This is a genomic window from Xenorhabdus anantnagensis (assembly GCF_028598555.1).
Lineage (GTDB): Bacteria > Pseudomonadota > Gammaproteobacteria > Enterobacterales > Enterobacteriaceae > Xenorhabdus > Xenorhabdus anantnagensis.
Window position 1 is genome coordinate 195997 of sequence record NZ_JAQRFN010000001.1, and the last position, 13951, is coordinate 209947.

Genomic DNA, 13951 nt, shown 5'->3' on the forward strand with positions numbered 1-13951 from the left:
TCTGGAGAATCAATATGATGAAATCTTCTTATGCCCTTTCTTCATATACTCTTGCCCCGGAGCCGCTACAACAAGTTGTAGGCCAAATTGTAGGCCAAATTGTTAATATCCTTCAGGATGGCAGTTTAATGGTCGAAAGCCAAAACCGGGGTTGGCATTGTCGGCGTGCAGCCAGCTGCTTATTAGCACCCGAAATGGGAGACTCGGTATTACTTATGAAGGCTGATGATCAGTTCTGGATATTGGCAATATTAGAGCGGGCAGAACAACAAAATCCGGCTGAAATCAATGTACCAGGCGATCTAGCCATTACTGCCCAGGGTAACTTGAATCTGAACAGTAATGGATTAAATATCACGGCTGATAATGGAAATTGCCATATCAATGAAATGCAATACAGTGGTGAATCATTGTCCGTCTGGGTATCCATCACAAAAATGATGGGCAATCAATTTGAATCCGTTTGGCAAACAGTAACGCAGTTGAGTAATCGTCTTTTCCGTCATACCACGCAAACAGAACACGTTCATGCAGGGCAATTAGATATGCAAGCTGAGAGCTATATGCGTCTACACGCTCAAAATACTGTTGTTTCCGCCAAGGCCATCACAAAAATAGATGCCGAACAGATCCACATAGGATAAAAGAGGAAAAATTATGTTTGCCAATACCCAAGGAGGCGGCATGGATCTGGCAATACCAGATATCTGTCTGACTCCCAATCCTCTTCTCGGTATCATACCGATGGTTTATCTCAATATTGCTCAAGGTACTAATGGTATTAGTCCCAGTACCGCCAATATCCTTTTTGTGGGTAACCCAGCCCATAACATGGCGACAACCATTGCCATAACGAATGGCGATAGTCTTGGGATCGAATTAGGCATCCTATCAGGAACGGTCATGGGACCATCCCGCCATATACTTGGCGCTAATAGTGTTTTGATTAAGGGATCACCGGCAACCCGGCTATCAAGTCTCACCATGCAAAATTCAACCAATGCTATTGGTTCACGCATCAGTCCCAGTCAGACAAAGGTTTATATTGCAGGAGCCTGATCTCTCTTTTTTCAAATGACAACAAAATGAAAGATAAGATAAATCATGGTTAATACAAAAAATGCCACTAATGAAAAATCTACTTTCAGTGACAAGACATGCTGTTCCGAGACATTTTGTGCAGAAACAATCAGTAATAAAAAAAGAGACGCGTTTTTTATCAATAGATTAAGTTTCAAATGGGCAATGATGATATTACTGTTTTTTCCCTTAATAGTGTTTTTTCCATTAATAGCATTGACAGGATGTTCATCATCAGAACAGAAAAAATTGCCTCCTTATAACTTGATTTTCTACGCCACAAATAACGTGAATGATTCATCCCCGCTGAAAATACGCGTTTTTTTATTGAAATCAAATTCTAAGTTTATATCTGCTGATTTATTTTCACTTCAAGATAATGCCCAGAAGGAGTTGGGTAATAGTTTGATTAATTCTGATGCATTTTTTTTACTGCCTTCCCAGCATAACTATTTTCTGTCGGAAAAAAACAATCCAGAAGCCAGCTATATCGGCATTCTGGCTGAATATAAGCAACTGGATGGAAAAAAATGGCGTATTTCATTGCCAATACCGAGTCCTAAAAAACCTGCTTTCTACAAATTTGGGGCGGCATCACCAGACACATTAGACATATACATTGAAGTCACAGCCAATGCTTTAAATTTCATCAATAAATAAATGCAACTAACATTATGCCGCAAGAGATTATGCCGCAAGAGAAAGGATTACATGAGTAGATCAGAAAAAGTTATCTGGACTGAAGGCATGTTCTTACGTCCCCATCACTTTCAGCAATCTGAAAACTACCTGGAGGCTTATGTCCGCGATTGGGGCATGGCTCAGGCTCCATACTACTGGGGTTTTTTAACTTTATCGTTAGACCAGTCATTTCTCGAACAAGGCAAGGTGAGGATTGCATCAGCCAGCGGGATCTTTCCTGACGGAACACCCTTTAGTTTTACCGAAGCACACGCCCCTATACCATTACAAATTGAAGAAAATCAAACCGGGGAAAATGTCGTATTGGCGCTGCCGATATTTCGGGGAGGAAAAGAGGAAATCATTTTTCATGAGAGCAAAGATTCTATGGCGCGTTTTGTCAGTGTTGACACCGAGGTCAATGATTTTAATGCTATGTCAGTCGGAAGTGCCACAGTGCAGTTTGGTCAAATGCGTCTGCGGCTGATGTTGGAATCAGAGCTGACACCGGAATGGACTTCACTGAATATTGTGCATGTTATAAATAAAGCCCGTAATAATAAATTACACCTTGATTCACGTTTTATTCCTCCCCTGCTCAACTGCCATGCACATCCTCAAGTTGTGAGTTTCATTAATGACTTGCAAGGCTTGCTGGAACAACGCCGCCAGCAGATGAGTCAATGCATGTTTCAATTGGATCAACAAAGCAGTTCAGAAGTGATGTACTTTCTTCTATTGTCACTATTAAATCGTTATAGCGGTCAAGTGAGCCACATACAGCATATACCATTATTGCATCCAGAACGGTTGTTCAGTGAATGGCTGCAATTTTCCACTGAATTGGCAAGTTTCTCTCCGACACGAGTCCCGGAGGAAAAACTGCCCGTTTATGATCATGACAATTTGAAATTATGTTTCAATCACCTAATGCTCCAGTTGCGTCAAGGGTTATCAATCATTCTGGAAGAACAGGCTATTCAATTGCCTTTGACCGAATATTCTCATGGCTTGAATGTTGCTACCTTCCCAGATGCCAATATGCTACATACATTCAGCTTTGTGCTGGCCGTTTATGCTGATGTGCCCAAAGAAACTCTGATGTATCACTTTCCCGCACAAATGAAAATTGCTCCTGTTAGCCGTATACGTGAACTGGTTCAGCTACAGCTACCCGGCATTTCGATAAGCGCAATGCCATCAGTCCCCAGACAACTTCCCTGGCATTCCGGTTACTTATACTTCGAATTAGAAAAAGAGGGTGAATTATGGGGCCAAATGGAAAAATCCGGCGGGTTTGCGTTACATCTGGCAGGTGAATTTCCTGGTCTGCGCATCGAATTTTGGGCCCTTCGTAATCAGCTCAGAAGTTCACTCAAAAAAGGGTGCTCAAATAGCGGGAACAATTCATAATGACTCAGGAAAAAAATACCCAAAATATACATGCTGTACTTTCTGGTGACACTCAGGATAATCCATTAGTTGCTGCCGCAAACCCTCTATTAAACAGTATTTCACTGATTCGTCATTCCACCATTCACCCTGATCCAATAGACCTGCGGCAAAAATTGATCGATGAAATTCGCAGTTTTGAGCTGAAATGCCAACATGCCAAACTTCCTTATGAAGTGATCATTGGGGCGCGCTACTGTCTATGCACAACTTTGGATGAAGCAGCAGCACTGACACCTTGGGGAACTCGCAGTGTTTGGTCTACCAGTGGACTACTGGTCACATTTCACAATGAAACGTGGGGAGGTGAAAAATTTTTCCAGTTATTGGCCACATTATCTCAAAAACCTAAAGAGAATTTGTTGTTGCTGGAACTCATTAATTTTTGTCTCCAGCTTGGATTTGAAGGGCGTTACCGTATTATGGACAATGGACACTCTCAATTGGAAACCTTGAAACAACGCCTGTTCCAGTTAATTCATTTAGTTCGTGGCTCTTATTCCCCCGAATTGTCACCCACATTACAAAAATCACCCACATTACAAAAAGCTGTAGCACCGAATAAACGCTGGCAATCTCCTTTTCCTATGTGGGTCTATATAATCGGGGTTATTGTTCTGGCGTGTATTTTGTATATTGGGTTGAATTGGTCATTAGGATATATAGCCAAACCGTCATTAACAAAAATAGACAATAACGCAGAAATAATAGAAAAAACCAATTTGCCCAATGTGCCAGTCGATAATCGAATATCTTCCCCCGTATTACCAACCACACACCTGAAAGATATGCTGAGCAACGAAATCGCAGAGGGATTACTGACGGTAAGTGATTCACCTAATAAGAGTATCGTCACGTTACAAGGTGATGGGTTATTCAATACGGGATCTTCCCGGATTAGAAACCGTTATTTAAGTGTGATCAAACGTATTGCTGAGGTAATGAACCTTACCAAGGGGGAAATTTTAGTTATTGGTCATACCGATAATGTTCCTATTAACAACATCTATTACTTATCCAACGATGAATTATCACTCGTTAGGGCTAAATCTATAAAAAAAGAGCTTGAGAAATATCTGGATCAACCCGAACGTATAAGTACAGAAGGAAAAGGAGATAGTAATCCGCTATTACCAAACGATACGCCAAGTCATCGAGCCAAAAATAGACGAGTAGAAATCATACTGCTAGTTTCTCCTGTAAATCAGGTTGAGTGAGAAAATTGAAATATGTTAAATGCCATTCTTTCTATTTTTACTAACCGATTAACATGGAATTTCTTCGGAATCACAATCATTTCTTCGATTATCTGGTTTATTGGCCCGTTTATTTCCATTGGTAATACAGTACCTTTTAAATCAAGTGCAGTACGAATAATTACTATTTTATTTTTATATCTTGTCTGGTTATTCATTCTGTCAATATTTCTTTTATACCAGACATGGCGGAATAAAAAACTGTCTACTCAAAAAGCTCCTAATCAATTGAACGAAAACGATGATGAAAGTAAACAGTCAAAATATTCGCAATATACTGCGTTGTCAGAACATTTTTCTGAGGCTTTACGGCTACTGAAAAATGCCTATTTTTATAGTCTGGACACTCAATCCAAATCAAATAAATATAAACCAAGTAGTTATAAATCCACCAATAGTTATAAATCCAATAGTTATAAATCCAGTAGATACAAATCAATTTGGAGAGCTTTTTTCAGTCGTCGATATCTATATCAATTACCGTGGTATGTCATTATCGGTGCTCCTAACTCTGGAAAAACAACCATGCTGGCAAATTCCGGCCTGCCCTTTCCACTAGCAGAACATTTAGGAAATCTCACTGCTTATAACATGAAAGAAACGGATAATTGTAACTGGTGGTTCACCAATAATGCAGTCTTGCTGGATACAACCGGACGATATACCACTCAAGACACCCTGTATGAACAAGATGCTGGTGAATGGAAATATTTTATTAGCCTGTTGAAAAAATATCGTACACGTCAACCACTCAATGGCGTCATTCTTACCGTTAGCGTGGAAGATTTATTAAACCCATCACAGAAAGAACGTGATCAACAAGCTTATCTATTACGCAGACGGCTGGCAGAATTACATGAACAATTCAAAATCCAGTTTCCTATTTACGTCATCATCACCAAAATTGATTTATTGAAAGGGTTTAGTGCTTACTTTAGCCATTTTGATAAAGCACAACGTGATCAAATCTGGGGCTTCAACTTCCCTTGGGATAAAACAGACTGGAGTCTGAACGAAGTTTTTGAGCAACAATATAATTTATTACAAAAACGATTAGACGCAGAATTACCCGATGTTTTATTGCAATTAAATGATCCTCAGCATTGTGCTGAAAGTTATTTATTTCCACAAGAGTTCGCCACTCTGCGATCATTGATTGCACAATATCTTGAAATCGCGTTCGCTCAATCAAGATTTGACATACCTTATTTACTGCGAGGGCTTTACTTCACTAGCGGAACACAAGAAGGTACACCATTTGACAGAGTGATGGAGAAACTCAATCATAATCTTCAATTACCGACGGATAATGACAATCATTCATTATCATGGCGAAATAATCAGGTATGTGGAAACAATAAAAACTCACCGGAACATCCTTCCATTAGTCAAGCTTATTTTCTGAAAAATTTGCTGGGAAATATATCTCAAGAGGCAGGGTTTGCCAGTCAAAATCGTTGGTGGGTATACAGAAGTCGTCTACTGAATGGGTTAGGTTATACTGCTCTGGCTGCTCTTCTGGGACTGATGGTCATCTATTTTTTTATCAGTTATAACGACAATAAAAACTACCTAATAAAAATACAAAATAATATCCAAACTATCTCTGACTCACCTCTAGATTCAGGAGGCGCCTTTAAGAATAACGTCAATAACTATTATTCTGATATTTATTATTCTGATATTTATGCCGGGCTGCCTATTCTGAATCTTCTGGAAAATTTGGTTATTCCACTACCAGACCAGATAGTTCTACCTTATAGTAAACAAGTTCATGATGCCTGTATTTCACTGTACTATAAAGCGCTACAAAAATTATTATTACCACAAGTGGAGCAAGCAATAATTTCTCAGATACAACAAGATAATGGTAATGATTTGTCTAATACTTATAATACGCTGAAAGCGTATCAAGAGTTACATTCTACTGAGAATAATAAATCTAAATACGACGGTAATTTCTTGTATAATTGGATGATACTATACTTGCAAAAACATTCACCATTAAATATTCAGAAAGAACAGTCAGAACAAATCAAAAAACACTTATATCAACTATTTCAATATTCAGTTGTTAAATCACCCTATATTTATCAACAACAACGGGTAGAAGAAAAACAAAAATTATTCAGCAGTATTTCATTGGCACAGCTCTATTATACTCTTCTTAAAAAAGAGCTATCAGACGATCCAAACTTACCATCTATATATTTAGCAGATCTTATAGTCAACGATAATGAACACTCTCTTTCACTTACCGGAGTTACATCAGGTTATCAATATATATCAGGAATATTTACTCCCATAGGGTATAAAAAACTCAAAGGAATTCTTGATAAAAAAATATCTAGATTGAACGATGAAGAAGACCGGGTACTTGGCCGTTATGCAAAAAAACACCCGCCAAAAGATATTGCCATTTCAGTATTAGACCTTTATGCCAATGACTATATTAAATCGTGGGATGATTTTCTGTTTAGAATTCATTTTAACAAGGAAGGAAACCATAATTTTAACGAGCTAAACCATAGAATAAAACTGTTGAATTCAAATAATTCCCCTATGCGAAATTTAGCAATTAATATCGCTAAAAATGTCAATATAGAGGAAAATAAAAACGATGTGATATCAGGTAAAATAAGGGATTTTTTTAATCTTAAAGTTAACTCATTTATAAAAACCTCACCTAATCAATTGACACCAGAAGATGCTAAAATTGCACTGGAACAAAAATTAAAAAAATATTTTTCACCATACATTGAATTAACGAAGGTTTCTGATGAGAAAAATAATAAAATTGTTTTTGATAGCATACTAGATCAATTTTTTAATAAATTTAGAGAATATGCGGTTAAATCTATGCAACAGGAGGAGAAACCAAACGCATTAGATCAATCTTTCATTCAGCTACAAAATAAGGTGAAAGAACTGCCCACACCATTCAATCATATATTGTCTGAATTGTTAAAAGCTGCCACCGGCGATATACAACACAGTAATTTTGAGAATCTCAGCAACCAACTGGATACAGAAGTTGGTGTTTTTTGCAAGCAAGCTATCGCCAATCGCTACCCTCTGACACATGAGGCACATAACGATATAAAACTGACTGATATGTCCCGGATGTTTGCTCCCCAAGTCGGTAACATGGACAGCTTTTTCAGGAAAAATCTTGCGGGGAAAGTCAATATTTCTCAAAAAAATTGGCATTTTATACCGAGAGAAATAGATGAGGAAATATTGCCAGAAAGTACAAGTTTTTTGAAACCATTCCAACAAGCCAAGATCATCCAAGATACCTTATTTAGTTCTGGATCAACCACCCCCTCATTCCATGTAAGCGTGCGTCCGATTAAGATGGATAATAATATATTGAGCATGGAACTGAATGTTTATGGTCAAATATTAAAATATAGTCACGGCCCACAAATTTCACAATCATTCAAGTGGCCCGGCCCCGACAATACCAATAATGTTTATATTCAATTGGATTTAGCGGATGGAACAACCGCCAAAGTAAACACTTACGGCCCATGGGCACTGAATCGACTGATAGATGAATATACAGATCCTAAACTGAACTCAAGTTCCAGAAATAATGCAACTCAGAAGATAAGATTAAACATTCATGGCCATTTCGTATCATTGGACGTTACTTCAGACAGTACTTATAGCCCGTTTCAACTTCCCAATTTCATCTGTCCCAGCCTAAAAACTTATAACAAACAGGCAGCATATTGAATCATCAGATAAGGGCAAAAGGTTATTATGAACATTGACGCTTTACTTGAGCCAATTAGTACAGAATCTCCTTGTGGAGAAAATTTGGAATACGACGATGAATTTATGTCACTAGAGTACTCCTTACTCGGAAAAGTAGAACAACAGTTCGGTGATATCACAATTCCGGCAGAGCCACCCGACTGGAAACAAGCTGAAAAACAAGCCATTAGCCTGTTAAGTCGCACTAAAGACCTGCGTATCATCATGGCGCTAACACAATCATGGTTAGAAACGCGGGGATTATCTGGCTATGCGGATGGACTAAATTTGATTCAGAAGACGCTAGAACGCTATTGGGAAGAGGTTTGGCCAAAATTAGAATTTGAAGGGGAATATGATCCTTTATTTCGCCTGAACATACTCGCTGCTATTGAGGATAATTCGCCTCTTTCATTGCAAATGCAGCATTCCATTTTGTTGAAAAACATTTCGAAAGATTTGTCATTTCTAGAGGCTTGCTCATTGCTGGATGGAACAATAAGCGAAATTAGCGGCTATATAGGCGGACGTTCTCGGTTGCTGGATGAATTGAAACAACAAATTAATAGCTCTGAAATTTTGGCTGTAATAAGTATTCGTGATCATCTTGTTGCAATATTCGATATTATTCGCCAGAAGTTATCAGAAAGCCATGCTCCTAAATTATCTCAGTTATTAAAACAGTTAAATAAGGTGATTGAGTTTTTCCCTACACGTCAAGAAACAAAAAATAATTCTCAGGAATCATTCCCAAAAAATATTCTTGCATCAGCCCCTACGGATACAGAACAAAAAGATCTCGCATCAATGGAAACACTTTCAACGAACAGGATGTCTATTCATTTGCATGAAATTGAAGCCAGTAATCGTGATGAAGCACGTATGTTATTAGAAAAGGCCAAAAACTATTTTCTCACGCATGAACCCAGTCATCCAGCTCCGATTATGATTGCTCGCATTCAGCGGTTAATTGATCGTGACTTTATTGACATTGTTTATGATCTTGCCCCAGACGGATTAAGTCAGCTCGAAATTATTTTCGGTCGCTCAGATAATCTTGATTCGAATTAACCTTACACAATTTGTTTTAACACCATCTGTTTTAACACCATCTGTTTTAACACCATCTGCCTTAACAGATTATTTATACCCCATCAATCTAACTTAGTTATTTAGCTAGTAATGGAGAGTTTGTTATGAAATCCAGTGGACAAAAGTTTATTGCTCGAAATCGTCCCCCACGCGTACAAATTGAATATGATGTCGAACTTTACGGTTCAGAACAAAAAGTTCAATTGCCATTTGTTATGGGAGTTATGAGTGATTTAGCCGGAAAACCGCTAGAAGCCCTACCCGAAGTTAGTGCCCGAAACTTCATGGAAATTGATATTGATAACTTTGATGAACGTATGAAATCAATACAACCTCGTGTTGCTTTTCAGGTAGAAAATACTTTGACAAATGACGGAGAGCTGCATATCGAATTAGCCTTTAAAAAAATGGAGGATTTCCAGCCTGACTCTATTGCTAAAAACGTGGAACCACTGGCTAAGTTGCTGGAAGCACGAACCGAACTTGCAAACTTATTATCCTATATGGACGGTAAAAGCGGCGCAGAACAACTAATCGCCGATATCCTGCAAAACCCTGCCCTGCTGAAATCACTGGCCGAAGCACCAAAACCTGCCGAAAGTACCGCTGATACAAAAAGTACCGAAAATACAGAAAGTGCCACCGAAGAAGGGTCTGAGAATAAGGAGTAATTAATGAGTACTACTGAACAAGAAACCGAACTTCAGCTAGAGCAAGTACCAAAAGAGTATACTTCCGATGAACTGAGTGTATTGCTGAATAAAGAATTCCGCCCACAAAGCGATCAGGCACGCAGTGCTGTTGAAAGCGCGGTAACAACACTGGCACAACAGGCATTGGAAAATGCGGTTACGGTATCCGGCGACACTTATCGCACTATTCAAGCCCTGATTGCCGAAATCGACAGCAAACTATCACAGCAAATCAATAAAATTCTACATCATGATGAATTTCAGAATCTGGAAGGGGCTTGGCGTGGTCTGCACTATCTAGTCAATAACACGGAAACCGATGAAATGTTGAAAATCCGTGTAATGTGCATTTCCAAAAAAGAGTTAAGCAGTACACTCAAACGTTTCAAAGGTGTCAGTTGGGATCAAAGCCCTATCTTTAAAAAGATCTATGAGGCGGAATATGGTCAGTTTGGTGGTGAACCTTACGGTTGTTTGATTGGAGATTATTATTTCGATCATACAGCTCCCGATGTTGAGCTTTTGCGTGAAGTCGCGCAAATTAGTGCAGCAACGCATTGTCCTTTTATTTCAGGGGCTGCACCAAGTGTTATACAAATGGATTGCTGGCAAGAGTTATCTAATCCACGGGATCTGACCAAAGTTTTCCAAAATACGGAATACGCCGCTTGGCACGGCTTACGTGAATCAGAAGATATTCGTTATGTGGGATTAACCTTACCGCGTTTTCTCTCGCGCCTGCCCTATGGCAGCAAAACAAATCCCGTAGATGATTTTAATTTTGAGGAGGATACCGAAGGCCCTACCCACAGTAACTATACATGGGCCAATGCCGCTTATGCTATGGCTGTTAATATCAACCGTTCATTTAAATTGTATGGCTGGTGTACCTCTATTCGTGGTGTAGAGTCCGGTGGGCTTGTGGAAAATTTGCCTTGTTATGTTTTCCCATCCGATGATGGGGGGATTGATATGAAATGCCCCACCGAAATTGCAATTAGTGATCGCCGTGAGGCTGAATTGGCAAAAAATGGTTTTATTCCATTATTACACCGTAAAAATACGGATATGGCGGCATTTATTGGTGCACAATCACTTCAGAAACCTACTGAATATTACGATATAGATGCAACCGCCAACGCTAATCTTTCAGCTCGTCTACCTTATTTATTCGCCTGCTGCCGTTTTGCCCACTATTTGAAATGTATTGTACGCGATAAAATTGGCTCATTTCAGGAACGCAGCGACATGGAGAATTGGCTCAATAATTGGATTATCAATTATGTTGATGGTGATCCGGTAAACTCTTCTCCGGGAACCAAAGCACGAAAACCATTGGCAGCGGCAGAAGTTCAAGTCGAAGAAATCGAAAGTAATCCAGGATATTATCACGCTAAATTTTTCCTGCGTCCTCATTACCAATTAGAAGGTTTAACGGTTTCTTTACGTCTGGTATCAAGATTGCCGTCATTAAAAGACAATTAATTTTTCAATATCAGGAAGTTTTATTATTCCATAAAGTACGGTTTCATAACGTACGATTCATAGCGTCATTTTTTATCTGTAATTTCTCATCAATATATAACTTCGACCACATTAACTAAATATTATCCTGCATTAAATACTATTTATAAATCATTATCTCACACACAGTTAAGGTATAAATCTATGAATAACACACATTCTTTTGTTAAATTTGAAGGTATTACAGGTGAAGCTGAAGCTGAGGATTATAAAGGTTGGATCGGTGTCCAATTTATTAGTCGTGCAATAGTTAACCCTTCTCTTAACATGGCCGATGTTGGAAGCTGGGGTACAGGTAAAGGCTTTCTCAGTCATTTCATGCTTCATATTAATTATGATAAGGCTATCACCGCCTTAGAAAAATATGCTGCAAGTGGTAAACATATTCCGAAAACAGAAATTCACACACTTCGCACTGTTGGGGAAAATAAGCCGACCTTATGGACTAAATACACACTTACTGACACTTTTATTACTGAAGTCAATAGTGGTCAACCCTCTGACAATGTCATCACTGTTGGTCTGGTGATGAAAAAAATTCAGTTCCATTACAAACCATCAGATTATAAAGGCACAGCACAGGCTGAAGTCACCTGGGGTTGGGATATAAGTAAACAAAAAGTCGAATAATTTTATTCATATAACCAATAACCTCCCCCTGCGGGGAGGTTATTGCTCTTCAACAATAGGCATCCATAATTATGCGATTCACCATTGTTAAAAATATCGGTACAAATCAGCCACAACAATTGAGCTACGATTTCATACCACCCGGTGGCACCATTGGCCGCAGCCCGGATAATAACTGGGTTTTGCCCGATGAAGCACAGGCCATAGCCCGTTTACAAGCTGTTGTATCTGTTTCCACCGATGGCGAATGCCGTATTACCAATCGAGGATCGGCCTCTGAGATTTTGTTAAATGCAATACCTATGGCTCCTGAGCGCCAGATTGAAGTATGTAATGGTGATGTGCTCAATATTGGTGATTACCAAATTCACATTATTAATACCAACCAAAGTGCAAGTGCACCACCGTTGGCAGCAACTCGCCCCCTTGATGCCAATGTTTTTGATACGATACGGGCATCTTCCGGAAAACCTGAAAATATTCCCAATACGGTTTGGGATGGATTGGAGAGCACCTTTGCCACAGCGACTTCTACCACATCCAACGTAAACTCATCGACGAACTCTCAACATTCCTCTCTGGAATTGAATGACAATAATCCGCTAACAAAACATCAACAGAACCAAGAGCGCAATCCAATAGACCCTCTTAAACAAATGGAGACAACGATCGAGCTGAATTCTCTGCAACTTCGAGCCACAGATCCAATGACAATATTTAATGCAGATGCTGAATCCCAGCAAGAAAACATTCTCACTGACACGACTCCCAGTACTTTATTGCAGCAAAGTGATCAATATAGCAATAATAAATATAGTGGTCAGAATGATAAGCCGGAAATTGACCCTCTGGTATTATTTTCCGATCAGCATATACATGAGATTAAAAATGATGATCCCCTCAACTTGATACTAAATAATGCTGAACCCCTTACCACTGAAAAAACAACAGAGAAAATAACAGAAAACTTAACGAAAAATATTACCGATATCGTGGAGGAAAATGTTTTCTCTTCCACGCCATCAAATCCACATTCTGCCCATAATAATAATGGCAAGCGTACCGATAAGCGTCTTGATATCGACCCAATGACATATTCTTCCAATCACCGCCAAACAGATGACGTTAAATTAGAAGGAAAACTATTGGCAGCCTTGTTGGACGGTATGGGGCTCAATCATATTCAAAGTCCACAATTTGATGAACATGCGATGTATAAATTAGGGAAGCTGCTCAGTCAATTATCCCAGGGCATTATAGCACTAAACGCTTCTCGTTCACTGTTGAAACATCTGTCTGATATGGATAGGACTCAGGTTATGGCGGATGCTAATAATCCATTTAAACTGCTTCCTTCCGGTCAAGCGGTACTTGTCCAAATGTTTGGTGATTATATGCCGGGATTTATGTCATCAGAACAGGCAACACGAGATATTTTAGTCGAGTTACAAGCTCATCAATTGGGTATGATTGCAGGGTTACGTACTATTAAGGCAGATATTTTACAATCATTCGATCCCTCAGTGATTGAGCAAAAAGTACGGGAAGAAGGTAACCTTCCAAGCTCATTATTATCATCAAATCATAAAGCCTCTTTATGGACGTATTTCACCAAAAGTTATCAAAAAATCACTACGGAAACTGAACACGATTATGTCATGTTTAGTAAACATTTTCGGCAAGCCTATAAATCAGAAATAATTAGATATAAAGATTCACAAGATAAAATAAAAAAATAAAAACCTTCATCTGCTATTTCTCGCCATCTCAATTGAGATTCCC

Annotated in this window: 11 protein-coding genes; all 11 read left to right on the forward strand. The window is 38.9% G+C overall.

Going from position 1 to position 13951, the window contains the following annotated elements:
* Window positions 1-14: 14 nt before the first annotated feature.
* The 11 genes from PSI14_RS00675 to tagH all read left to right on the forward strand — a co-directional run bounded on the left by PSI14_RS00675 (window position 15) and on the right by tagH (window position 13908).
* Window positions 15-644 carry a DUF3540 domain-containing protein gene (locus PSI14_RS00675; RefSeq protein WP_273573920.1) on the forward strand — a complete coding sequence of 210 codons (630 nt, stop codon included), beginning with the start codon at window positions 15-17 and terminating at the stop codon, window positions 642-644.
* A 13-nt stretch (window positions 645-657) separates the two neighbouring features.
* The gene (locus PSI14_RS00680; RefSeq protein WP_273573921.1) at window positions 658-1059 is read left to right on the forward strand and encodes a DUF4150 domain-containing protein; all 402 of its coding nucleotides are present in this window, start codon (window positions 658-660) and stop codon (window positions 1057-1059) included.
* 189 nt (window positions 1060-1248) lie between these two features.
* Window positions 1249-1740, forward strand: a complete 492-nt coding sequence (tssJ, locus tag PSI14_RS00685) for a type VI secretion system lipoprotein TssJ (protein ID WP_273574093.1) — start codon at window positions 1249-1251, stop codon at window positions 1738-1740.
* 51 nt (window positions 1741-1791) lie between these two features.
* Entirely contained in the window at window positions 1792-3174 is a 1383-nt protein-coding gene (gene tssK, locus PSI14_RS00690) for a type VI secretion system baseplate subunit TssK (RefSeq protein ID WP_273573922.1), read from the forward strand.
* Entirely contained in the window at window positions 3174-4430 is a 1257-nt protein-coding gene (locus tag PSI14_RS00695) for a DotU family type VI secretion system protein (RefSeq protein ID WP_273573923.1), read from the forward strand. Before tssK ends, PSI14_RS00695 begins: the two co-directional genes overlap by 1 nt.
* Window positions 4431-4442: 12 nt before the next feature.
* Window positions 4443-8210 carry a type VI secretion system membrane subunit TssM gene (gene tssM, locus PSI14_RS00700; protein ID WP_273573924.1) on the forward strand — a complete coding sequence of 1256 codons (3768 nt, stop codon included), beginning with the start codon at window positions 4443-4445 and terminating at the stop codon, window positions 8208-8210.
* A gap of 27 nt (window positions 8211-8237) precedes the next feature.
* Window positions 8238-9302: a type VI secretion system protein TssA gene (gene tssA, locus PSI14_RS00705; protein WP_273573925.1), complete on the forward strand. Its 1065-nt coding sequence runs from the start codon at window positions 8238-8240 to the stop codon at window positions 9300-9302.
* 125 nt (window positions 9303-9427) lie between these two features.
* A complete protein-coding gene (tssB, locus tag PSI14_RS00710) occupies window positions 9428-9994 on the forward strand; it encodes a type VI secretion system contractile sheath small subunit (protein ID WP_273573927.1) in 567 nt (188 codons plus the stop codon).
* 3 nt (window positions 9995-9997) lie between these two features.
* Window positions 9998-11500 (forward strand): type VI secretion system contractile sheath large subunit, encoded by a 1503-nt coding sequence (tssC, locus tag PSI14_RS00715; RefSeq protein WP_273573928.1) that lies wholly within the window; start codon window positions 9998-10000, stop codon window positions 11498-11500.
* A 183-nt stretch (window positions 11501-11683) separates the two neighbouring features.
* Window positions 11684-12169 carry an Hcp family type VI secretion system effector gene (locus PSI14_RS00720; protein ID WP_273573929.1) on the forward strand — a complete coding sequence of 162 codons (486 nt, stop codon included), beginning with the start codon at window positions 11684-11686 and terminating at the stop codon, window positions 12167-12169.
* Between the two features lie 71 nt (window positions 12170-12240).
* The gene (gene tagH / locus PSI14_RS00725; protein WP_273573930.1) at window positions 12241-13908 is read left to right on the forward strand and encodes a type VI secretion system-associated FHA domain protein TagH; all 1668 of its coding nucleotides are present in this window, start codon (window positions 12241-12243) and stop codon (window positions 13906-13908) included.
* Window positions 13909-13951 lie beyond the last annotated feature (43 nt).

What these genes read in the sequence shown, in the direction of transcription:
- PSI14_RS00675 (WP_273573920.1), top strand. Translation starts at nt 15, where the DNA reads ATGATGAAATCTTCTTATGCCCTTTCTTCATATACTCTTGCCCCGGAG.
- PSI14_RS00680 (WP_273573921.1), top strand. Translation starts at nt 658, where the DNA reads ATGTTTGCCAATACCCAAGGAGGCGGCATGGATCTGGCAATACCAGAT.
- tssJ (WP_273574093.1), top strand. Translation starts at nt 1,249, where the DNA reads ATGATATTACTGTTTTTTCCCTTAATAGTGTTTTTTCCATTAATAGCA.
- tssK (WP_273573922.1), top strand. Translation starts at nt 1,792, where the DNA reads ATGAGTAGATCAGAAAAAGTTATCTGGACTGAAGGCATGTTCTTACGT.
- PSI14_RS00695 (WP_273573923.1), top strand. Translation starts at nt 3,174, where the DNA reads ATGACTCAGGAAAAAAATACCCAAAATATACATGCTGTACTTTCTGGT.
- tssM (WP_273573924.1), top strand. Translation starts at nt 4,443, where the DNA reads ATGTTAAATGCCATTCTTTCTATTTTTACTAACCGATTAACATGGAAT.
- tssA (WP_273573925.1), top strand. Translation starts at nt 8,238, where the DNA reads ATGAACATTGACGCTTTACTTGAGCCAATTAGTACAGAATCTCCTTGT.
- tssB (WP_273573927.1), top strand. Translation starts at nt 9,428, where the DNA reads ATGAAATCCAGTGGACAAAAGTTTATTGCTCGAAATCGTCCCCCACGC.
- tssC (WP_273573928.1), top strand. Translation starts at nt 9,998, where the DNA reads ATGAGTACTACTGAACAAGAAACCGAACTTCAGCTAGAGCAAGTACCA.
- PSI14_RS00720 (WP_273573929.1), top strand. Translation starts at nt 11,684, where the DNA reads ATGAATAACACACATTCTTTTGTTAAATTTGAAGGTATTACAGGTGAA.
- tagH (WP_273573930.1), top strand. Translation starts at nt 12,241, where the DNA reads ATGCGATTCACCATTGTTAAAAATATCGGTACAAATCAGCCACAACAA.